The organism is Polycladomyces zharkentensis, assembly GCF_016938855.1.
Taxonomy (GTDB): domain Bacteria; phylum Bacillota; class Bacilli; order Thermoactinomycetales; family JIR-001; genus Polycladomyces; species Polycladomyces zharkentensis.
The window spans coordinates 1-20,201 of sequence record NZ_JAFHAP010000022.1 but is presented as its reverse complement, the minus strand read 5'-3'; the positions used below and the strand labels follow the sequence as shown (position 1 = coordinate 20,201).

Genomic DNA, 20,201 nt, shown 5'->3' with positions numbered 1-20,201 from the left:
CGCGCTCCCGCGCGGCGACAATAGATAATATAGCACCCTCCAAATACGAAGTCAAGGATTTTTTTCTCCGAATGAACAAGGAATTATTTGGATCACAAATGGGTCAGACTGCTTCGGACAACTGCATCCCTTATATTAGGATAAAACCGCTTTGGCAGTGCAATCCGGAAGTGGTATACTCAAATTTGACAAAGGAGGCGGCAGTCATGATATGGGCAAGCAAGATCAATAAAGTGCGGACCCTGGCTTTGTTACTCACCTTTCTCGGCATCGGCGTCATGTACTTTGGTTTTATCTGGCCGGGATGGATGGTATTCTTTTTATTCCTGGGGATTCTGGTCATCTTCTCCAGTGTGGGTCTGTACTTCTGGATCGGAATCTTGTCGCTTAAGGCCGTTCAGGTGGAATGCCCCAAGTGCGGCCGAATAACCAAGATTCTGGGCAAAGTCGACCAATGTCCCTATTGCAAAGTATATCTTTCGCTGGATCCCGCCCATGCTTCAAAGGAACCAGCCGATGCGGTCTCCGGTTCCGAAACGGAATCATCCGCAAATGGATCCGCCACATGATCACGGATCGTCTGCCATGAGTTTCCCGGGAAACCGTCATCGGTCCCGATCGAAGCGGTCCTGATACACCCCAAGCCCGCTTGGGCTTTTCTTTGTGCGTATTACTTTTGTTATATTTTTTCTAAATGTTATTCTTTTCCGAGCCAAACCTCGGTATAATGTGTGTAACACCCGAGTCGGACGGGATTGTTTCCCTGTCAATGTGATGCGATTTCTTTTTTAAACTGACAAGAAAGCGGTTTCATATAAGGTTTGATGCTCGGTTGCCGAAACCTTCCAGCCATAAGACGTGTCTGCATCCACATCCCTTATTTCCTCACATTTGGGTCCTCTGTCTTCGGCCAAGAAATGTTCATTCATTTCAATACAAAAGGTATCAACGCAATGTGGCGAATATCTTGATTCATGAGGAGATCATTTCGGTACCACCGGAAGGAGGACGCCTCCCGTGAAACCTCAGAACCTTGTGGACATGTTGCACCGGACCGTCAGACGTTTTCCGAACAAAAATGCATTGTTATGGAAAGAAGACGGTCATTACCGGGGTTGGTCCTATACCCGGCTGTGGGAAACGATCCGTCACATGGCCTTCGGTCTTCGCAGCCTGGGCGTGCAATCCGGGTCCAAGGTGGCCATATGCTCCACCAACGGTCCCTATTGGCTGGTCAGTGATTTTGCCATTATGAGCCTGGGAGCGGTTTCGGTCCCCATCTATCCTACACTGACGGGCAAACAGATCCGTTTCATCCTGGAAAATGCAGATGTTGAAGCCGTGATTATGGAAACATCCGAGATGGTGGATCGCGTCCCTGAATGGCCAAAGCGGGTTCGGTCGATCATCGTCATCAAGGATCGCTCCACCCACCCGTTGGCCACGACGATATCATCCGTTCTGAAGCGGGGCGAGTCGGAAAGCGTCAATGTGGACCGTTGGGGCTGGCAACAACTGAAACGGGAGGATCTGGCCACCATCGTCCATACGTCCGGTACGACGGGCGATCCAAAGGGGGTGATGCTCTCTCACGGCAATCTGTTGACCAATATTGAGGAAAACCTGTCTTTCGTTCCGGTCAGTTCACGAGACATATCCTTGTCTTTTTTACCGCTTTCCCACATTTTCGAGCGAACCTGCGGTCAATTTATTCCCATGGCGGTGGGGGGCACCATCGCTTACGCGGAAAGCATGGAGACGATTCCGCAAAATTTGGTTGAAGTGAAACCGACTGTTTTGATCAGTGTACCTCGATTGTTCGAAAAGATGCATCAGCGCATCCTGGACCGGGTGGAAAACAGCTCCTTTCTCCGTCGTCGGATTTTCGGATGGGCCTTGAACGTATCCAAAGAACGCTGGAATCTGACCAATGGTGAACTCGGATGGCCGGTCCCCGTTTCACTGGAGCGGAAATACCTGCTGGCGAGAAAGCTCGTGTTTTCCAAGATTCACGCCCAAACGGGCGGAAGATTGCGCATGCTGGTATCGGGCGGTGCCGCTTTGGACCCCAATGTGGCACGGTTCTTCGCGCTCATCGGTCTTCCGATTATCGAAGGTTACGGCATGACGGAGTGTTCCCCGGTGATCGCTTGCAACCCGTTTGTGCATCCCAAACCGGGGACCGTCGGGAAACCGTTGCCCCATTCGGAGGTGCGATTGGCCGATGACGGGGAACTGTTGGTCAAAAGCCCCAGCGTGATGATGGGGTATTACAATCAACCGGAAGAAACGGCCAAAACCGTGGAAAACGGTTGGCTGCATACGGGAGACATCGCGGAATTCGACGAGGATGGTTACATCCGTATCGTAGACCGCAAAAAGAATATCCTGGTGTTGTCCACCGGAAAAAATGTGGCTCCCCAACCCGTCGAAAACGCATTGTGTTCCAGCCGCTACATCCAGCAAGCGGTGCTGGTGGGCCACAAACGCAAATATGTCGCCGCCCTGATCGTGCCGGATTTTGAGGTTATCCGCCCGCTCGCAAACAAATGGGGCGTACACACGGATGAAGAAATCGCGAAAGCTCCCGGTACACGGGAACTGATCGAACGGGAGATGGAGCGTCTCACCGCGGATTTTGCCCCGTTTGAACGTCCCAAAAAGTTTGCGCTGTTGTCCCGGCCGTTCACACTGGAGGCGGGGGAACTCACCCCCACGCTGAAAGTGCGCACCAAACAGGTGGAACAACGATACGCTTCCGTTATCGCCGGTTTGTACGAAGACATACCTGCGGAGGAAGTGGCCGCTTCCACCGCGGACAATGGCGGACATACGGAGCAGGCCTCCTCGTTGACTGACCGTTTCTCCAAAGTATGGTCGACCGATGATCGGCAAACAGACACATGGTCGCAAGCGGCAAGTCCGGTAGTGACAACACCTTCATCTCACCTTCCAACCAATGGAGCATCCATGGACATGAGGAAAAAAGCGATGCAAAATAGTAATTGGGTCAGTGTGATGGCCGACACCGTCACGTTGCTGAGACAATTATTCAGTCCACCGGTCTTGATCGGAATTCTGATCGGAATCGTGGCCGGCTTTGTGGTCAAGTGGTTATGGTTTTAATTCGGTAAAGGAGGTGTCAGCTCCGCGTGCGTTACCTGGTCGCCGTGGTGGCAACGGTGATCGCGTTCGGGTTGACGGTATCACTGCCGTTGTTCAGTGATGGCCCCCGATTGCCTCAGCCTCCGGAACGTGTCACGTTACCCGACATGTCGAAGTTGGACACGGACTCATTGCATCATGTACCTCCACAATATGATCTGAACGGCATGTTGGAGCAAATCAATCAAAACAACACCCAACTGGGTACCGTCAATGCCAATATCCTAAGCGCATTGAAAGGAATCAATGACAAATCGAACAAAACCATGGATGTGAGTAACAAATTGTCCCTCGTATATCGAGGATTGGGGGATCAGGGAACCATCCTGGGGGACATGCGAACCGTGACGGGCCAGCAAGTGGTGCTGAGCCAAAACCTGAATCGGTTGAGCCGGTTTCTGCACAGCAAGATGAACCTGATTTCCGCCTCGGCAAACAGGCAAGAGAGCGAAATCCAAGCGTTGCGCGCCATTACCCTGGACACCAAATCCAAGCTGCAAACAGCCTTGTCCTACAACCTTCAGATGGAACGCAAGCTGGACGCCGCGGCGGAAAAGAGCGAGAAAGTCGCCAACTCCTTGCCGTAAGGAGGAATTCGATTGATTCGAAAAATTATCTCGATCTTGGGGATCCTCCTCCTGAGCGGTGTATTGATCAACGGCATCACGATGACACAGCATCTCAAACGGATCCATTCCGGGTTAGAGGATAACCTGCGATCCATTCAGCAGTTGAATCAAGTTCAAGCGGCGATCATTGACAAAAACGGCGAGCTGGCACACATGCTCCGCACCGTTCAACGTATCGACCGCGGTTTGGATGCCACCATCGTCAAAACCGATCAAACGCTGACCCTGTTGACGACGGTGGTGGATTACAACGCAGACAGCCTGCGACTCAACGACGGCATGTTGGGATACTCCAGCAACTCCAAGCAAAAAATCCAAGCCATCCGCTCGTCTTTGCAAGAACTGTCCCCCTACATGCAGCAGCTGGATCAGATGCTGAAGCAGTTGAGATCCACAGCGAACGCTGATCGGCAACACATGCAGGATATCCTGCAATCGACGCGCGAGATGAACAAAAAAACGCCCGGGGTGAGCTTGCGATGAAATCACTCAACCTCACCACCCTGCTCATCACGACGTTGCTTGCGGTGATTGCAGGAAATACTTGGCTGCAATTGTCGATGCAAAAGGAGATCGCCGAAAATTCCCGACGCTTGAAGACGGAATTGATCGCATCCGCAGCCAAATCGGAGAAAATGAACAACCAGTTGGCCACGATCGCACAGTTGCGTGAACAAACCAAGCGGTTGAACGACAAGGTTTCCCAGATTCAACGCAATACCAACGGTTTGAACCACGAACTGACGGAGCTCGACCAAGTGGTCGCCTCCATCGCACAGCGCGTACACACGATCAGCTCGAACACGGGTGCTACATATCAGGATTTGAAGCAGATCGAAGAGTCACTCAACGACAGCATCGTCACGTTGCAGTCCATACAACAGTCCAACCAACAAATTGTACACACGCTGAGCGCGATGAAGTCGATCCAAGGGGAGATCAACGCGAATCTCCGGAAGATGAACGAGAAAACGGCTATCCTTCCGGAGAAGAAATGAGGAGGTGATGTCCTCCATGCGTTTGTCCAGGTGGAAAATTGCCCTTGGGGTCGGAATCGCCGCGATCTTGACCGCCGCAACCCCGACTTTGGCCAAATGGAGCGATAAAATTGTCCTCCCCAACATGGCGGATTACAATATTTTCGGATTGACCTCGGACATGGTACAACGGACCAACGGCATGTTGGCCGACACGGAGAAGCTGGCAACAGAAGTGAACAAAGCAAACGCAACCCTGGACGGGCTGAAGCGACAGGATCAGCTTCTCGCTCATCAGGTGAACACAAACCAATCCATACAGCATGAGTTGGATCAACAGTTGTCGGGAAATGTGCGGGCCCGTGAGCTGATGAACGCCATTTTGACCCGTGAGCGGCAAACAGCCCTGCTGACAACACAAGTAGCGGTCAGCGGCAACCAATTGACAGACCAGATGATACAAGTCGTTTCGCACCTGGGGAAGGTGGCGGACAACACCGGACAGGTCGCACGCACTTCCGGTGATCTCAACAGCCGGATGGATATTCTGTTGGCGGAACTGGACCGATCCATTCACAATTTCCGTTATATCGCCTTGGTTCCGCAAGCGATTGACTTTCTGAAAAAACAGCTGGGCATCGATTTGCCAAAACCGCGAAACGACGGGCCGCCTCCGTCGAAACCGTTGGTAGACCCCAAACCGGTGGAAGACGTCATCAAGCGGGTGATTCCCAAACATCCATCTGATTCGGATGATCCGCCCGATTCACCCGGAAACGAACTGAAAGATCTGTTGCCCATTCCGCTGCTGCCTTGACGGGGAGGAGGGTTGCATTTGCTGGCACGTGCCGTTGTACTGACGATCAATTTTGTGCTCTTGGGGCTCACGTTGTGGGGGACGATCCAGCAGATAGAAACGCAAAAATCAACGAACAAGATCATGGCCGAGGTACATCAAAACATCAAAAAAGCCCGAGCGTTGACCGTCACCACCAACCGCCAACTACAACCCTTACGGGAAACGGCAGATACGATCGAAACCATGAACGGCAAATTGGACCGTACCAACCAAATGCTGACCCACATGAACCAAAGCCTGAACCGGGTGACGATCAGTGAGCAAAAGATTGTGACAGGGCTGGACCAACTCAACCAAAATACCTATGTGGTGTTAAATCAAATCAATCGTCTGCAGGGAGTCAACGGACAGTTGATCCCCCCTTCATCCACTGTCGCCAAACAGACGCAAGGCGAACATGAGTTGATGACAAGCCTGTATGAGCTGACTGGAACATCCATCCAAGAAATCGCCAAGCTCAATCGAAAATTCGCCTGGGTGGGGCTGTTGCCGTTACCGTGATGAAAGGGGGACCGCACCTTGTTTTTCAGTTTGCTTTATCTGATCGCGCTCATCGCCATCATTGCCTTGACCGTGCTCAGCATCGTGGCCATCATCCGCGAACAGCCGGTAACACGGTGGCTGATGGGCCTGGCGGCGGTCGCCTTCATTTACGTATTTCTTGTCGCCGTGAGCGTTTGGATCGAAGTCTAAAAAAACCTGCGTGTCATTGGGCACGCAGGTTTTTTCATACGGTTCGTTGTTGACAATGCTGGCACACACCATAGATTTCCATTCGATGGGACTCGACGCGAAAGCCGGTGCGTTTCGCAGCTTCCCGTTCCACATCGATGAGCGGGGGATAATCAAAATCGGTAATCTTTCCACACTCCCGGCAAATGACGTGGTAGTGATCCGTCATATTGGCATCAAACCGGCTGGATGCATCGCCGTAGGTCAATTCCCTAACCAATCCCGCTTCCTTGAAAACCCGCAGGTTGTTGTATACGGTGGCCACACTCATGTTGGGGAATTTCCCCTCAAGCGATTTATAAATTTCATCGGCGGTTGGATGGCTCATCGATGAGAGAAGAAACTCCAAGATGGCATGCCGTTGCGGAGTCATGCGCACACCGGTCGACTTCAATTTTTCAACAGCTTGTTCCAGGCGGCTGTTCATCGCCATCCACCTCTCTTCCTACCGCCACGGGAATAAAGATTCTCTTTTAATAATCTATATAAACAGTCTAACGGGAGTCAGCCGATTTTGTCAATGCGTTGCCTTCCAAACGGTTTTTCCCGTACCAGCAATAGGGCAGCAAATCACAAACCTCACACTTCGGACGGCGAGCCGAACATAAGCGTCGCCCATGCCAGATCAACCGGTGATGGGTGATGGACCATTCCTTCCGCGGCACCCGCTTCATCAATTGACGTTCGGTCTCGAGCGGATTGTCGCTGTCGGCCATGGCCAAGCGGTTGGCGACGCGTTGCACATGGGTGTCCACCGCCAGCGCCGGCACACCAAAAGCATTGGACAAGACCACGTTGGCGGTTTTCCGTCCCACTCCCGGCAACGCTTCCAGGGCTTTTCGATCTTTTGGCACTTCTCCCCCGTATTGTTCCACCAGAATCCGGCACGTTTTCAGGATGTTTTTGCTTTTGTTGCGAAAAAGCCCCAGCCCTCTGATCTCTTCTGCCAAATCCTCTTCCGACATCGTGAGGAACGCTTCGGGTGTCGGGTATTTCCGAAACAAGTCTTTCGTGACCTTGTTCACCTGCCGGTCAGTAGATTGGGCAGAGAGGATCGTCGCGATCAAGAGCTCAAATGGATTGCGAAAGACAAGTTCACAATGGGCATCCGGGTACATTCGGGCCAAAGTATCCAATATTTTGCGCGTCGCCACGCGTTTGGGCTTTGGTTGCATCCTGGTCCCCTCCTTTTCCGTTCAACAGCACCTCTGTCTATTGTACCGAAATCCGGGGAAAATTGACCACTGCCCGCATAAGGGGACGGACTGTCGGATAAAATGAGCTTGAACCTGTTGGCGGGTGTCCGATCATGAGCCGCACCGAGAAGAAAGTTGAACCTTTTCCGTCAAGTGAACGAAAAAGGAGGGAGAGTCCATGCGAAATCGTCCCGCCTCCCTATCCTGGATCATCGGGGTCATCTTGTTATTGGTCGGTTATTACTCATTCCCCTCGGCCTGGGGATATGGTCTGTTCGGTTTCGGTCTGGCGTCGGCCCTCTGGGGCGGCTTGGCTTACCTGTTCTATCCGGAGCGGAACCATTCCCGATAAAGTGATTTTCGGCAAAAAAAAAACCAGAGCGTGTCCAGTCAATATCGCGTGCATCACTTTCCCGGACCACTCTACCTGCACCCTCAAAAAAACAGGTCATGGCTGCTCCGAACGAATCGCGGGAGGCAGCCAACTACCTCGAATTGTCCTTTGCCCGTGTCCAGCGCCTTTCCGGGTCTTCGCTCGTCCGGGGCTCAGGTCCTCACTCACCAGGAAAGCATTGCTCCCTCACGTACCAGACACGCCCTAACGGCGCTGATCATAGGGAAGCCTACAGCGCCATAAGGGTTTCGGGTTTCTGCCCGATTCTTACCTGAGTTATGTTTCCATCTTCTTCGCTTCAACGATCAGCTCGGTGCTTCGGTGATCAAACGGGCCACGGTGAAACGTGCCGTATCTGCCCACGATCTGAAATCCGGCCAAGCGGAGCAGATGGAACAATTCCGTCGGAAAGATGTAGCGCAATTGAAACACGGTACGCAAGCGTTCCACCAACCGACCGCTTCCGTCATAACGTTCATAAAACCGAATGACATGCACCCATTGGCGGAACGGATCGTGTTCGGTAATATCATGCACCTCTACACAATCCGAAGTACCGGGAATCGGAAAAGTCCCCCGATGCACGTTTTTTCCTTCAATCTCATGTAACTCCACCAGTGAAGGAACAAACACATCCAACACCAGCATGCCATCCTGCTGCAAATGTTGACGGATGCGTTTCAATGCGGTCAGTTGATCCTTGACCGTCATCAGGTGGAGGAAAGAGCGATACGGAATGATCACCAGCGGAAAACGCCGATCCAACTCAAACGTGGTCATACTGGCTTCCACCCACTGGGTGCGCTCGCTCAATCCCATCGCATCCGCTTTCTCACGCGCTCTTTTCAGCATTTCCGGTGACAGATCGACACCGACCACTTCCATCCCCGCCCTGGCAATGGCCAAACTGCATCTGCCCGTGCCACACCCCAGTTCCAGGACAGGTCCGCCACTGGCTTGTGCCAGCTCGGTGTAGTACGTGATGTCGCCTTCCAGGCCGTCCGATGTCCAATCATAGTAGTCAGGCCAAGCGTACATACTGACTTCCGACAATTCGGTCCCTCCCGACGCCATCACGAAGACAAATGTTCCCGAATATAGCGAAGTGCTTCGTCCACGTGCCCCGGCACTTTTACTTTTCGGTAGATTTTGGCCAACCGTCCGTCTTTGTCGATGATAAACGTGGAACGTTCGATTCCCCACTTTTTCTTGCCGAACATGTTTTTTTCCTTGTAGACGTCATACATTTTGGACACTTCGGCATCCGTGTCGGCCAGCAAGCGGAACGGCAGCTGGTATTTGGCGATAAATTTCTCATGCGATTTCACATCATCCAGACTTACACCCAGAATCACGGTGTCCAAGTCGGCGAATTCCGTCACCCGATCGCGGAAGTCACACGCTTCCTGCGTGCAACCGGGAGTGTTGTCTTTGGGATAAAAATACAAGACGACATGTTTGTCACCCCGGAAATCCGACAGGGTTACCTGTTGACCGTTATCGGCGGGAAGCGTGAAATCAGGTGCCCTATCTCCTTCTTTCAACATGGGACCGACTCCTTTCATTGAAGATGCATTCTTCATTTTACCACTCTGGGAAGCGCAAAAAACATAAACCAACAAAAAAAGCCGGTTCTACCCGGCTTGCGTTTCGGGATCAGCTGTTGACAACCGATTCATCGATCCTGCCCATCTTAATTGTGAGCCGACATTTCGCGGAACAAACGGAACATGGCGCGGAGAGAAACGACTGCCTTGATCGCCCATACGGGTGCGACCAATACCAATGCCAACAATTCCATGGTGATTTTCATTTCCATCTCTCTCCCCTTTCCGTGCTTGCTCCCATTGTAGCAAACGAAAATGAGAGAGAATTGAAAGAAAGATTAGATTTCACTGAGAAATCGGAATCGAAACGCTTACTTCAGTTCCTTCTCCTTCCTGGCTGTCGATCCGAATCGTACCTTCATGGGCCTCCACAATTTGACGGGCGATGGAAAGTCCCAAACCACTCCCGTTGCGATGCCGGCTTCTCGTCCGTTTCGCCCGGTAAAATCGTTCAAAGACCCGGGGCAATTCCTCTTTCGGAATGCCTTCACCTGTGTCCCGCACGATGAGCCGCACATTCCGTTCCCCCGCTTCCAACCGGACGGTAATCTCACTGCCGGGTTCGGAGTATTTACCCGCGTTGTCCAGTAAAATATCAATCAACTCTTCCCACTCTGCCCTGACGGCGCGCACCCAGACAGGCGGTGTGGTTTCATCCCACCCGATGTGATGATTGCGCAAGGAACGACGCCATCGTTTGACCCTTTCGGCGACGAGTGCGGTCAGATCCAGCAATTCCCTCTCTGTACCGGCTACATCGCCTTCCAAGCGAGCAAGCCGCAGCAGCCGATCCGTCATTTGTTCCATGCGCGCCGTTTCCTGATCGATCGCGGTCAGCGCTTCTTCCGTCACTTCTTCGTTCCGTTTCCCCCATCGCTTCAGCATGTTGGTATATCCGCGAATCACGGAAACAGGCGTGCGCAGTTCGTGTGAGGCATCCGCCACAAATCGCTTCTGTTTTTGGATCAACTGATAGATCCGATCGAGCAGTTCATTGAATGTCCGGGACAGCTCCGCAATTTCATCGTAAGTGTCCGGCACTTGCAAACGACTCTCCATCCGTGACGGATCGAGCTCCCGCACCGTTTTGGTGATGCGGCTGACAGGACGAAGAGCAATGGTGGACATGATATAGCCCCCGACGATCACCAGTACCAACAAAGCGGAGGAACCGATGAACAAAGCAGTCAACATCGTGTCCAAATACCGGCGCAACGACGTGAAATCCGTATACAGCTCCACCCTGCCTTCCGCTGACCCGTGGAGCGGCATGGCCAGAATGGAAACCTGCTTGCCGTACCAATTGCGAACTTCCCGCACTTTATGATGCGGCAGCGGGTGAGACAGATACAATGCCGGGGAGATTCCCTTGTTTACAACAGCTTCCACTTTTCCGTTTTCCACAATACGGATTGCTTGTCCTTCCTCCACATACAATTGCAACCAACCGCGCAAAAAAGCAGGATCGATGCGGCGGGTCTCATATACGTTCACCAGGGTGGCCAGTTTGTTATCCAGCACGCTTTGCTCCGTCTGTATCATCATGGTTTGAAACAACTGGTAGACGAAAATGTGAAACAACAACAAAATGCACAACAAACCAACCGCCGACAACACCACCAAACGCCATTTAATGGGCATGTCCATCCTCCCTGATTACATAGCCCACACCGCGCACGGTTTCGATGTAGTCTTTCACACCGATTTCCTCCAATTTGCTGCGAACATAGCGCACGTACACGTCGACGATGTTGGTATCCCCTTCATAATCATAACCCCATACACGATCGAGTATCATTTCCCGCGTCATCACCCGGTTGCGATTTTGCATCAGACAAGCCAGCAAATCAAATTCACGCGCTGTCAGTTTCAGTTCCTTGTCCGCACAGACGACTCGCCGTTGTTCGGGAAACAACCGACAGCATCCCACTTCCACCATCTGGGACTGCTCCGGCGCCATCCTGCGTTGTATGGCACGAACCCGCGCCAGCAGCTCTTCGATGGCAAACGGTTTTGTCATATAGTCGTCTGCTCCTGCTTCCAGCCCGCTGACCCGATCCGGTACAGCATCTCTTGCCGTCAACATGATGATGGGTGTATTCCGTTCCGCCCGAATCCGACGGCAAACTTCCAATCCACTGAGATCAGGCAACATAATGTCCAGAATAATCACCCGAAAATCCTGGGATAAAGCCAAATCCAAACCGGCTCGTCCTTCATATGCGACAATCACCTGATATCCTTCGTGCGTAAACTCCAACTCCAAAAAACGGGCCAGTTGCGGTTCGTCTTCAATGATCAGTACCCGTTTTTCCGCCATGTTCCCACCTGCCTGTCTTCGATCCTGTGTATAACACCATTATACTATTGGATCAAACGGAGGGAGAAACCACCACGACAGGGTGACGGTATCCGCTGACAGGATGCGGTAACGCAGGGGGATGAGACGAACGGGCCCATACGGCGCCGGGGCCGTTGCCTGAAGAAAACGGTTGGGCCCCGCTTGGAGTGCCGGGAGGAGCGGAAGCTCCACCGGGGGCACCCGGTGTGGGAGGAGCGGGTACCGTCGGTTCGGGAGCGGGCGGTCTCTGCGGTTGGGGTCCGGGTTGAGTCACTCCTGTGACTTGCTGCTTTTGCACTGCATTGACGGTGTTGCCGATGTTGACGGAGCCGGCATCGGACACGGTGGTGATATTGATCGTGTGGATACTGATGCGGAACATACCCTCCCCCCTTACGGTTGGTCGATGGCATCCGGATCGATTGCCTGATTCTGTTCAAAATCGATATTTTTCGCAAAATCGCCGATGGGTGATGAACCACCCAATGATTTGGTGTTACTTTCAGCGCCAATGTTGATGGTGTTCCCAAAATTGACAGACCCTGCGCTGGATACGCTTTGAATCTTAAGATTGAATATATTGTTGACGGTCGCCATCGGACACCCTCCCCGACGCAAGGTCTACCATATCGTATGAGGGAAGCCTGGGCGTTGTGAACTCAAGAGTCTTGAACGCGAATGCGATGTTGGGCGCGTGGCGCATGCATTTTGTGCAGCCTCACTTCCAATAATCCCTTGCGGTAACGGGCGGAGCTGTGTTGACGGGTCACGGTCGCCCCCAGTGGGATGGACCGCTCAAAATCTCCGGAAAGCCGTTCACTCAAAGTAGCGTCGTAGTTGGCATAACGGGCGGGGATGTTTCCCTTGATATACAATGTATCATCTTGAATCCGCAAATCCAGCAGATGAATATCTTCGATTCCCGGCAAGTCCACCAATACGATCACTTCATTTTGCGTGTGATAGACATCGGCCTTGGGACCGCCCGAAGAAGAAGGAGAAGAAGTGGCCGGATATGCACTCATCACATCTGACCAAAAATCATCCCCCAAAAACTTCCGTGCCAATTGACTCCATTTTTGGAAGTGTTGTTGTTGATCATCCATCCGGATCTTCCCCTTTTTTTGGGACCTCTCATCTCAGTCTATTCACGTGGGAAGAAACTGGTCACTTGTACCGGTCATGTTCTTTGGGTAAATACCCATATACTGATCATAGGGTATGTCTGATCCAACCATTCTGATCTCTGGAGGGGGGCTTCCTTTGTACGCCTATCTGTGGGACCGAATCAACCAGTTGCAACAGGAGATTGAAAAGCTGAAAGAAGAAAACGAACAGATCAGGAAGCAACTCGCCTCCATCCAGCCGGTTACCATTGAGCGAATGGAATACAAGATTCAGGAGTTGCGCGTCGAAACGCTGAGCGGTACGCTCAATGTGGGGTTAAGTGCCCAAGGTGATGAGCAGACGTTATCCAAAATCATGGATCAGATGCAAGACAACGACAACGGGGATGCCGTCAACATAGGGGATTTGGAGGGATCCTCTTCGCCCAAAGGGGATTCGATTCCGGTTCAGACGGAAAGCTCTTCACCGTCTGCTCCGTCGGAACGGTCCTCCTGATCGCGAATGTCACATCAACTCGTTGGCTCCTGCAATGAAAAAGCTTACAGTCAGCACACCTCTTCTCGGGAAAACCAGTGTATTCGATACAACCTGCCATCTTCCCCATCGTTGACTCGCCGACCGTCATCCGATAGTATGAAAAGACAGAAACCCCAAGCGACTCATCAGCAGCCGCAAACGTGAACAATGATGATCCCGGTACATTTCTCCTGCCTGTAAGCGGGCGGGAGTTTGTCGTTTTTGAGGAGGGAAAACGGATGCGAACCCTTGCTGTCGGGATCGGGGGTGCACTGGGTGCCCTTTTTCGATGGATGCTTGGAAATTTGTCCACCCCCCTGTTTCCCTGGGGAACATTGGTGGCCAATTTGATGGGTTGTTGGATACTCGGATGGCTGACCGGAGCCACCCGGCATCGATCATGGTTGCCCGAGGCATGGCGGTTGGGAATCGGCACCGGCTTTGTCGGCGCATTAACCACGTTTTCAACCTGGGACGGGGAAATGATGTATTTGTGGATCAGCGAACGCCGATGGACGGCCGCCCTGTATCTGACACTGACGCTCGTCGGCGGCATACTGCTGGCATGGCGGGGGTGTTCGCAAGGAGAGCGGTGGGCTGAGAAAAAACGGGGGAACGCTTCGCCGCAAGGAGGTTCTGCCCAATGACTCTGTGGATCGCCGTCGGTGGTTTTCTGGGAGCGATTGCCCGTTACCGGTTGGGATTGTGGATCGGCAACCGGATTGGTTCCCCTTTTCCGTGGCCAACTTGGGTGATCAATGTTTCAGGTGCCTTCGCACTGGGGGTTTGGCTTTCCACCACCCACGCCACAGTATATGAAACCGCCTGGCATCATGTCACTCATCCGTTTACGACAGGCTTTTTGGGGGCCTACACCACGTTTTCCACCTTCAGTGTGGAGACCGTTCAATTGCTGAAACAAAAGGCTGGGGGCACCGCCGGACTGTACGTCGTATCCAGTGTGCTCCTCAGCCTGTTGGCCTTGTGGATCGGTTTCGAATGGGGGCGTTAGTTCCCGGCTCCCCGGTAGTGACGAACCCCCCAATTCCAGCAAAAAACACCGAAAGCGAAGTAAACGACACCCACAACCGGTGTCAGAAAGGCCAGCCACATCCAATGGTCCCGATCCAACAGATAACTGGCCGGGTAAAATCCCACGAATGCGAACGGCAACACCCACGTCAGGACGAACTGGATGATCCGATGATACAAATTGACCGGATACCGGCCGTAGTTGCCGATGTTGTACATGATTGGCTGAATGTCCGTTTTGGAATCGGAAAAGAAACTGATGCTGGTCAGTGCAATGTAAATCCCGCCGTATATCAGCACACCGCCGATCACGAAGATCACGAACAGCGGAATGTCCCAAACTGTCCACTGAAGATCCATCCGGGCCGCCGCCCAGCCCATGATGAGGAGTCCGACCAGCGCCCCGGCCAGCGATTCCGGGGCCATTGTCTCCAACATCACCTGTACCAGGCTGTGTACGGGCCGGGTCAATACCCGGTCCATCTCCCCCTTGATGATATACCGTTCGTTGAATTCCCACAGGTTGAAAAACGCCGTAAACACCGCGAACGGCACAAGAAAGTAACCATAGATAAAAATCACTTCTTCCCGCGTCCATCCTTTGATCGAAGTCGTGTGGGAAAAGATGACCAGGATAAACACGAGATTGACCGCCTGAAACGAAAGGTCGGTTAAAAACTGGGCGAGAAAATCCCATCGGTAAACCAACCGCGTTTTCAGATATTGTTCCAGATACTGCAAGAAGATCCGAACGTAGAACACGGCTCATCCCCCCTGCACCGTCAAAGTGCGACGCGCCCGGCGCCATAACAGGAAGATGGGCAGGCACAACAACACGCACCAGATGATTTGTACCGTAAATGCATGGATCAACGCCGAACCGCCGACCCCTTTGATCAAGATCATGCTGGGAAGATAGCTGATCGCCTGGAACGGCAGATACGACAGAAATGCCTGCGCCCAACCGGGATAAAAGCGAATCGGCAAAATCAAACCGGAAAACAGATCGACCAACACACGTTTTGCCCGGACCAGTCCTTCGTTATTCAAAATGAAAAAGGCAGCCAATCCGGTGATCATGTTGATCTGCGTGTTAATCACGAATCCCAGAAACAAACTGACGGCAAAGAGCAGCCAGACGGGATCAAAGCCGGGCAAATGAATCGGAAAGACCAGGGAGACGATCAACATCCCCGGAATGCTGAACAGAAAGAGGCGAAACAATCCCTCGCCCCATGCTTGAAAAAACTTGACCATCAGATAGTGATAGGGGCGAATCAACTGGATCGCCACCGTGCCATCCCGGATCTCCTGAGCGATTTCGCGGTCCAGATTGTTGAAGTAGGCCGCACGGGACATCCACGCGACGGCTACGTAAGTGGCCATCTGGGAAGCCGTCATACCCTGCAGGGAGTTGTTTGAACCGTAAATCGCCATCCAGATGAAATAGTTGACACCGATGTTCAAACTGTAGATGACGATGCCGCTGTAATAATTGACACGATACGCCAACATCATCAGGAAACGGATGCGGATCATCTCCAGATAGGCACTAAGCACGGGCATTCCCCTCCTGGTAGATCCGCCGTACGATCTCTTCCGTGGAAGCTTCTTCGATTTGAACTTCCTTAATCCCCACTTCCGTTACCAACCGGGCCAACACGCGCGACACTTCCACCCCGTTCTCCAGATGAGCTGTGTATCGCGCGGCTCCCCGAGACTCCCATCGCACGGAAAGTCCTTCCGTGAGCTGATCCAGTTTCTCCAAAGCCGCCTCACGGTCCAATTCCACTTGTATTTTCCGGTTACCGCCCCACTGCGCCCGCAATTGCGAGAGCGGACCGTCATAAATGATCTTCCCTTCATCCAACATGACCACCCGTGAACACAACGCTTCAATATCGGAAATGTCATGAGTGGTCAACAAAACGGTCGTGCCGTATCGTTGGTTGATCTCCCGCAAGAATTGGCGGATGTTTTCCTTGACCAACACATCCAGCCCGATTGTGGGTTCATCCAGAAACAGGAGTGATGGCTTGTGAACCAAAGCCGCGGCCAATTCGCACCGCATGCGCTGACCCAGGCTCAGTTTGCGAACGGGTTGGTCCAACAGTGGTCCGATCTGCAACACATCGATGATGTGATCCATGTGCTTGCGGTACTCATCGTCGGGAATGCGGTACACCTTTTGCAGGAGGCGAAACGATTCCTGCACTGCGATATCCCACCACAATTGACTCCGTTGACCGAACACCACGCCGATCGTACGCACAAACGCTTCCCGCTGGCGATGGGGATCGAAGCCGTTGACCCGCAGTTCTCCCGCTGTCGGTTGCAAAATGCCGGTCAGCATTTTGATGGTCGTCGATTTCCCGGCACCATTTTCACCGATGTATCCCACCACTTCCCCTTGTTCGATCCGCAGGTCGATCCCGTCCACCGCCCGGATCACGCGGTAGTTTCGGTTCAACAAATCCCGGAAAGCACCAAGCAGTCCGGGACGGCTCTGATATACTCGAAACTCCTTGGTAAGTCCTTTCGCATCGATGCTGTACATCGGTCTCATCCACTCCCATCATCCACATCCCCATCTTCCACTATCCCATCCGATATTGTAGCATTCCCGTCAAGCGGCATAAAATCTGAAAACATATCCATCTCACGGCGGCTTTTCAAGAAGTTGACAAAGCACACGGGGTCCGTTTTCCCGTCTGATTCTCCTAATCCGACAGAAATTCGGACCCCCTTCCTCTAAAACTAAAGCTTGTCTGGCCTACTGTCCAATTTCTTTCCCGATTTGGCTCCACCTGCCCCCTGCAGGAAGCAGGTCATGGTCGCTCCGACCCAATTGCCCACGATTTCACTCCTGTACTTTCCGGGTTTTCTCTCACCTGAGAAAGCATTTGCCTCCTCACGGATGTACCAGACACGACCCAAAAAGAAGTGACCATTTTCCCTCTCCCCCTGTTTTGCCTCAGCCCAAAGGTTGCTCACGGGAAAAATGGTCACTCTTCATCTGATTCATGCATGATGAAATGCTTTTCATCAATATTCCTGAATGACAGGATGAACCGTGATTTCGTCCACCAACGCGTGCCGGGGAGCCGACGCCATATACACAACCGCTTCCGCGATATCTTCCGCTTGCAGCCAACCTTCTTTCTCAGGGGCTCCCTGTTTCGTATCGTTGAAATAGGTGTCGGTCATACCGGGCCGGATCACACCCACCCGCACACCGGACTTGCGCACTTCCTTTGCAAGTACTTCACTGAACGCCTCCAGACCGAATTTGCTGGCACAATAAGCGGCCGCCCGCGGTATGGTCCGTTTGCCGATATCGGAAGAAATATTGATGATCTGGCCCTGTCCGCGTTCGATCATGTCTTCCAACACGGCACGCGTAAACAGAAACGCCCCCGTCAAATTGACCTGCAAAATGCGGTTCCATTCTTCCAAAGACGTTTCCTGCACTGTTTTGAACAGTCCGATGCCGGCGTTGTTGATCAGGATATCGATTTTGCCGAACGCCTCGCGCGCCAGTTCCACCGTGCGGCGCACATCTTCCTCCCGTGATACGTCCGCCACACTGATTCGGCACGTCCGCCCCTGATCGCGAACGCGTGCGGCGACGCGCTCCAAATCGGCTTCCTTCCGACCGACCAACACCAAATCCACACCTTCACGCGCCAAGGCAACAGCGATTGCTTCCCCGATCCCCCGGCTGGCTCCCGTCACGATGGCCACCTTGTTCTTCAGTCGCATGACTCTTCCTCCCTGTACGAAGTAAAAGGAGAGAGGCAGCCAGGAACCCCCGCTGCCCCGTTCTCTCAAATCTGTTCCTTGATCAAACGATTCAACTCATTTTCCAGTTTCCCTTTTTTCACCATCTCTTCGGTCACTGTCAACCGAATCGTACGGGCATCCAATTCCAGTGCCTCTTCCAGGGAGCTCATCAGGTCGACTGCTTTGCGGTCCACTTCCATGATGAGATCGATCTCACCATCTCCAACGTAAAACACCGCTTTCAATTGGTCCAAAAATCCTTGAAACGGTCCGATCGGTTCGAAATCAAATTCTTGGATGAAAGGGTGCCGGGAATAGTATTTTTCAAAATCAAAGTCGACACGAACCAGTTGAAAACCGATCTTTTCGATGGCCTGCAAAGTTTTTTCCACCAACGGATGCGGCAGCACCTCAATCCCGTCTACATCCTTGGGATCCTTGGCCATTTTGATATCCAACCCCGTTTTGAGATACACGGGGCACCCACCCGTCGTTACGGGTGTGTCAAACGGTAACTGAAATTCAAACGGAATCACTTTCGTTTCGCCCAACCCGATATCAAACGGCTCTGCGAGACGGAACTTTTCCATCACATATTCTTGTTGTTTCCCGTCTTTTACGTACTGAATGATCAGATACAGATAAATTTCATCGATGTGCTGTGTGACCTGTCCCCCTTGGACAAACACTTCTCCTTTCACCAGATCGCCCTGACGAAACTGGGATTTGGACAACCGCGTATCCACCTTGGCCGATCCGACACCCAGGCTGGCCAACGCCTTTCCAAAAACGGACAATATGATGATTCCCTCCCCCGCTCACCGCTATGATTATTTTTTATTGAGCAATGACTGAATGATTTCCACGGGGTTGGAAACGCGTTGCTGTTCAATCCCGTTGTCCATGACAAGCGTTCCGTTGGGATCGGATAACAACCAGTGGAAACAGGATGTGAGCACACGCGTCCCCCGCACGATTTCCACATCCATCCGCACATCATGGTTGGTCACGTCGAAGATCAGGTTCAGCTCATCGAGAAAGCCATGGTACCGCCCGGTGGGACGGAACTGAAACACTTGCAGGAAGGGATGGGGTTTCATGTCTTTTTCATATTCGTTGTCGATCCGGTACAAAATGAAATCCGCCTTTTCGATTTCCCCCAGCACGCGTTCCACCGTGGGATGGGGGAACACTTCGATTTTGTCCTGATCGGTCGGGTCAATCGCTTTTTTGATATCCAGACCGGTCTTCAGATAGGCGGGGAAACGTCCCGTTGTCATGGGCGCCTCAAACGGGATCCGAATTTCAAAGGGAATGATTTTGTACTCTCCGGGTTGGAGGTAAAACCGTTCGCACAGCTGATATTTCCGCAACACATGTTGCGTCAGCTTGTTGTTTTTGATGTAGTGGACAATCAGGTAGAGATAAATGTCATCCACCCTCTGCTCCACTTGTCCTCCTTGGATGAATACTTCCCCTTTCAACACTTCTCCTGCCTGAACCTGTGACTTTGCCAGTCGGGTGTCGATCTTGGCCGCACCCACACCGAGGCTGGCCAGCGTTTTCTCAAACAGCATCGATTCACCCCCTTCGGAATCCGACTTATGAACTTTTATAGAAAGCTTCCATATACTCCTGAAACTGTTTCGCCAACTTTTCGTGTTCTTGGCGTTCCCGCTCCAATCGCTCTTTGCGCAACCGCTCTCGCGCCAGCCGTTCCCGCTCCAAGCGTTCCTGCTCCGCCGCTTCACGTGCCAAACGCTCCTGCTCCAAGCTTTCCCGCTCCGCTGCTTCGCGTGCCAAACGCTCTTGCTCCAAGCGTTCACGCTCCGCTGCTTCACG

Annotated in this window: 28 protein-coding genes; 12 read left to right on the top strand and 16 right to left on the bottom strand. The window is 52.5% G+C overall.

Translation table 11 applies throughout. The features are described 5' to 3' along the window. The first annotated feature begins 206 nt into the window (after positions 1–206). The 8 genes from JQC72_RS16320 to JQC72_RS16285 all read left to right on the top strand — a co-directional run bounded on the left by JQC72_RS16320 (position 207) and on the right by JQC72_RS16285 (position 6,323). Complete coding sequence (locus JQC72_RS16320) at positions 207–569, top strand: DUF2614 family zinc ribbon-containing protein (RefSeq protein WP_205497557.1); 363 nt, start codon at positions 207–209, stop codon at positions 567–569. 448 nt (positions 570–1,017) lie between these two features. Continuing rightward, positions 1,018–3,126, top strand: a complete 2,109-nt coding sequence (locus tag JQC72_RS16315; protein ID WP_205497551.1) for an AMP-dependent synthetase/ligase — start codon at positions 1,018–1,020, stop codon at positions 3,124–3,126. A gap of 26 nt (positions 3,127–3,152) precedes the next feature. Next, positions 3,153–3,752, top strand: coding sequence for a hypothetical protein (locus JQC72_RS16310; RefSeq protein WP_205497549.1), 600 nt, complete (start codon positions 3,153–3,155; stop codon positions 3,750–3,752). A 12-nt stretch (positions 3,753–3,764) separates the two neighbouring features. Beyond that, complete coding sequence (locus JQC72_RS16305) at positions 3,765–4,277, top strand: hypothetical protein (protein WP_205497547.1); 513 nt, start codon at positions 3,765–3,767, stop codon at positions 4,275–4,277. Next, a complete protein-coding gene (locus JQC72_RS16300) occupies positions 4,274–4,792 on the top strand; it encodes a hypothetical protein (RefSeq protein WP_205497545.1) in 519 nt (172 codons plus the stop codon). The genes JQC72_RS16305 and JQC72_RS16300 overlap by 4 nt, the downstream gene beginning before the upstream one ends. A gap of 16 nt (positions 4,793–4,808) precedes the next feature. Next, entirely contained in the window at positions 4,809–5,588 is a 780-nt protein-coding gene (locus JQC72_RS16295) for a hypothetical protein (protein WP_205497543.1), read from the top strand. Positions 5,589–5,606: 18 nt separating this feature from the next. Continuing rightward, entirely contained in the window at positions 5,607–6,131 is a 525-nt protein-coding gene (locus tag JQC72_RS16290) for a hypothetical protein (RefSeq protein ID WP_205497541.1), read from the top strand. Positions 6,132–6,149: 18 nt separating this feature from the next. Beyond that, the gene (locus JQC72_RS16285; RefSeq protein WP_205497539.1) at positions 6,150–6,323 is read left to right on the top strand and encodes a hypothetical protein; all 174 of its coding nucleotides are present in this window, start codon (positions 6,150–6,152) and stop codon (positions 6,321–6,323) included. 34 nt (positions 6,324–6,357) lie between these two features. Here the strand turns inward: JQC72_RS16285 and perR are convergent, their stop codons facing one another. Beyond that, a complete protein-coding gene (gene perR / locus JQC72_RS16280) occupies positions 6,358–6,789 on the bottom strand; it encodes a peroxide-responsive transcriptional repressor PerR (protein ID WP_419179883.1) in 432 nt (143 codons plus the stop codon). 67 nt (positions 6,790–6,856) lie between these two features. Further along, positions 6,857–7,537: an endonuclease III gene (gene nth, locus JQC72_RS16275; protein WP_205497534.1), complete on the bottom strand. Its 681-nt coding sequence runs from the start codon at positions 7,535–7,537 to the stop codon at positions 6,857–6,859. Positions 7,538–7,736: 199 nt separating this feature from the next. Between nth and JQC72_RS16270 the strand changes: the two genes are divergently transcribed. Continuing rightward, complete coding sequence (locus JQC72_RS16270) at positions 7,737–7,910, top strand: hypothetical protein (protein ID WP_205497532.1); 174 nt, start codon at positions 7,737–7,739, stop codon at positions 7,908–7,910. A gap of 318 nt (positions 7,911–8,228) precedes the next feature. Here the strand turns inward: JQC72_RS16270 and JQC72_RS16265 are convergent, their stop codons facing one another. The 7 genes from JQC72_RS16265 to JQC72_RS16235 all read right to left on the bottom strand — a co-directional run bounded on the left by JQC72_RS16265 (position 8,229) and on the right by JQC72_RS16235 (position 13,006). After that, positions 8,229–9,005, bottom strand: a complete 777-nt coding sequence (locus JQC72_RS16265) for a class I SAM-dependent methyltransferase (RefSeq protein ID WP_302104973.1) — start codon at positions 9,003–9,005, stop codon at positions 8,229–8,231. 20 nt (positions 9,006–9,025) lie between these two features. After that, positions 9,026–9,499, bottom strand: a complete 474-nt coding sequence (gene bcp, locus JQC72_RS16260; protein WP_302104972.1) for a thioredoxin-dependent thiol peroxidase — start codon at positions 9,497–9,499, stop codon at positions 9,026–9,028. Between the two features lie 345 nt (positions 9,500–9,844). Next, positions 9,845–11,200, bottom strand: a complete 1,356-nt coding sequence (locus JQC72_RS16255; protein WP_205497529.1) for a sensor histidine kinase — start codon at positions 11,198–11,200, stop codon at positions 9,845–9,847. Next, the gene (locus JQC72_RS16250; protein ID WP_205497527.1) at positions 11,190–11,879 is read right to left on the bottom strand and encodes a response regulator transcription factor; all 690 of its coding nucleotides are present in this window, start codon (positions 11,877–11,879) and stop codon (positions 11,190–11,192) included. The genes JQC72_RS16255 and JQC72_RS16250 overlap by 11 nt, the downstream gene beginning before the upstream one ends. Positions 11,880–11,931: 52 nt before the next feature. Continuing rightward, entirely contained in the window at positions 11,932–12,282 is a 351-nt protein-coding gene (locus JQC72_RS16245; RefSeq protein ID WP_205497525.1) for a hypothetical protein, read from the bottom strand. An 11-nt stretch (positions 12,283–12,293) separates the two neighbouring features. After that, on the bottom strand, positions 12,294–12,497 hold the full coding sequence (locus JQC72_RS16240) for a spore germination protein (protein ID WP_205497523.1): 204 nt from the start codon (positions 12,495–12,497) through the stop codon (positions 12,294–12,296). 62 nt (positions 12,498–12,559) lie between these two features. After that, positions 12,560–13,006 carry an Hsp20/alpha crystallin family protein gene (locus JQC72_RS16235; protein ID WP_205497521.1) on the bottom strand — a complete coding sequence of 149 codons (447 nt, stop codon included), beginning with the start codon at positions 13,004–13,006 and terminating at the stop codon, positions 12,560–12,562. A 157-nt stretch (positions 13,007–13,163) separates the two neighbouring features. Here JQC72_RS16235 and gerPC point away from each other — a divergent pair, with 157 nt between their 5' ends. From gerPC to crcB (JQC72_RS16220), 3 genes are all read left to right on the top strand, one after another. Beyond that, the gene (gerPC, locus tag JQC72_RS16230; protein ID WP_205497519.1) at positions 13,164–13,523 is read left to right on the top strand and encodes a spore germination protein GerPC; all 360 of its coding nucleotides are present in this window, start codon (positions 13,164–13,166) and stop codon (positions 13,521–13,523) included. Positions 13,524–13,783: 260 nt separating this feature from the next. After that, positions 13,784–14,191, top strand: coding sequence for a fluoride efflux transporter CrcB (gene crcB, locus JQC72_RS16225; protein ID WP_205497517.1), 408 nt, complete (start codon positions 13,784–13,786; stop codon positions 14,189–14,191). Then, positions 14,188–14,556 carry a fluoride efflux transporter CrcB gene (gene crcB, locus JQC72_RS16220; protein WP_205497515.1) on the top strand — a complete coding sequence of 123 codons (369 nt, stop codon included), beginning with the start codon at positions 14,188–14,190 and terminating at the stop codon, positions 14,554–14,556. Before crcB (JQC72_RS16225) ends, crcB (JQC72_RS16220) begins: the two co-directional genes overlap by 4 nt. Here crcB (JQC72_RS16220) and JQC72_RS16215 read toward each other — a convergent pair. The 7 genes from JQC72_RS16215 to JQC72_RS16185 form a co-directional block, all read right to left on the bottom strand. Beyond that, the gene (locus tag JQC72_RS16215; protein ID WP_205497513.1) at positions 14,553–15,338 is read right to left on the bottom strand and encodes an ABC transporter permease; all 786 of its coding nucleotides are present in this window, start codon (positions 15,336–15,338) and stop codon (positions 14,553–14,555) included. The genes crcB (JQC72_RS16220) and JQC72_RS16215 overlap by 4 nt on opposite strands. 3 nt (positions 15,339–15,341) lie before the next feature. Continuing rightward, on the bottom strand, positions 15,342–16,136 hold the full coding sequence (locus tag JQC72_RS16210; RefSeq protein WP_205497511.1) for an ABC transporter permease: 795 nt from the start codon (positions 16,134–16,136) through the stop codon (positions 15,342–15,344). Continuing rightward, positions 16,129–17,133, bottom strand: coding sequence for an ABC transporter ATP-binding protein (locus JQC72_RS16205; protein ID WP_205497553.1), 1,005 nt, complete (start codon positions 17,131–17,133; stop codon positions 16,129–16,131). The genes JQC72_RS16210 and JQC72_RS16205 overlap by 8 nt, the downstream gene beginning before the upstream one ends. Positions 17,134–17,621: 488 nt before the next feature. Next, positions 17,622–18,338, bottom strand: coding sequence for an SDR family oxidoreductase (locus tag JQC72_RS16200; protein ID WP_205497509.1), 717 nt, complete (start codon positions 18,336–18,338; stop codon positions 17,622–17,624). A 65-nt stretch (positions 18,339–18,403) separates the two neighbouring features. Beyond that, positions 18,404–19,156, bottom strand: coding sequence for a sporulation protein (locus JQC72_RS16195; protein ID WP_205497507.1), 753 nt, complete (start codon positions 19,154–19,156; stop codon positions 18,404–18,406). Between the two features lie 33 nt (positions 19,157–19,189). Further along, a complete protein-coding gene (locus JQC72_RS16190; protein ID WP_205497506.1) occupies positions 19,190–19,936 on the bottom strand; it encodes a sporulation protein in 747 nt (248 codons plus the stop codon). Positions 19,937–19,961: 25 nt separating this feature from the next. Then, a partial coding sequence (locus JQC72_RS16185) for a hypothetical protein (protein WP_205497504.1) occupies positions 19,962–20,201 on the bottom strand: 240 nt, incomplete at its 5' end.

Bases quoted from the DNA above. Each gene is read 5' to 3' on its own strand.
- JQC72_RS16255 (WP_205497529.1), bottom strand. From the start codon at position 11,200: ATGCCCATTAAATGGCGTTTGGTGGTGTTGTCGGCGGTTGGTTTGTTG.
- JQC72_RS16205 (WP_205497553.1), bottom strand. From the start codon at position 17,133: ATGTACAGCATCGATGCGAAAGGACTTACCAAGGAGTTTCGAGTATAT.
- crcB (WP_205497517.1), top strand. From the start codon at position 13,784: ATGCGAACCCTTGCTGTCGGGATCGGGGGTGCACTGGGTGCCCTTTTT.
- JQC72_RS16245 (WP_205497525.1), bottom strand. From the start codon at position 12,282: ATGTTCCGCATCAGTATCCACACGATCAATATCACCACCGTGTCCGAT.
- bcp (WP_302104972.1), bottom strand. From the start codon at position 9,499: ATGTTGAAAGAAGGAGATAGGGCACCTGATTTCACGCTTCCCGCCGAT.
- JQC72_RS16240 (WP_205497523.1), bottom strand. From the start codon at position 12,497: ATGGCGACCGTCAACAATATATTCAATCTTAAGATTCAAAGCGTATCC.
- nth (WP_205497534.1), bottom strand. From the start codon at position 7,537: ATGCAACCAAAGCCCAAACGCGTGGCGACGCGCAAAATATTGGATACT.
- JQC72_RS16235 (WP_205497521.1), bottom strand. From the start codon at position 13,006: ATGGATGATCAACAACAACACTTCCAAAAATGGAGTCAATTGGCACGG.
- JQC72_RS16190 (WP_205497506.1), bottom strand. From the start codon at position 19,936: ATGCTGTTTGAGAAAACGCTGGCCAGCCTCGGTGTGGGTGCGGCCAAG.
- JQC72_RS16300 (WP_205497545.1), top strand. From the start codon at position 4,274: ATGAAATCACTCAACCTCACCACCCTGCTCATCACGACGTTGCTTGCG.
- crcB (WP_205497515.1), top strand. From the start codon at position 14,188: ATGACTCTGTGGATCGCCGTCGGTGGTTTTCTGGGAGCGATTGCCCGT.
- perR (WP_419179883.1), bottom strand. From the start codon at position 6,789: ATGAACAGCCGCCTGGAACAAGCTGTTGAAAAATTGAAGTCGACCGGT.
- JQC72_RS16320 (WP_205497557.1), top strand. From the start codon at position 207: ATGATATGGGCAAGCAAGATCAATAAAGTGCGGACCCTGGCTTTGTTA.
- JQC72_RS16200 (WP_205497509.1), bottom strand. From the start codon at position 18,338: ATGCGACTGAAGAACAAGGTGGCCATCGTGACGGGAGCCAGCCGGGGG.
- JQC72_RS16295 (WP_205497543.1), top strand. From the start codon at position 4,809: ATGCGTTTGTCCAGGTGGAAAATTGCCCTTGGGGTCGGAATCGCCGCG.
- JQC72_RS16270 (WP_205497532.1), top strand. From the start codon at position 7,737: ATGCGAAATCGTCCCGCCTCCCTATCCTGGATCATCGGGGTCATCTTG.
- JQC72_RS16250 (WP_205497527.1), bottom strand. From the start codon at position 11,879: ATGGCGGAAAAACGGGTACTGATCATTGAAGACGAACCGCAACTGGCC.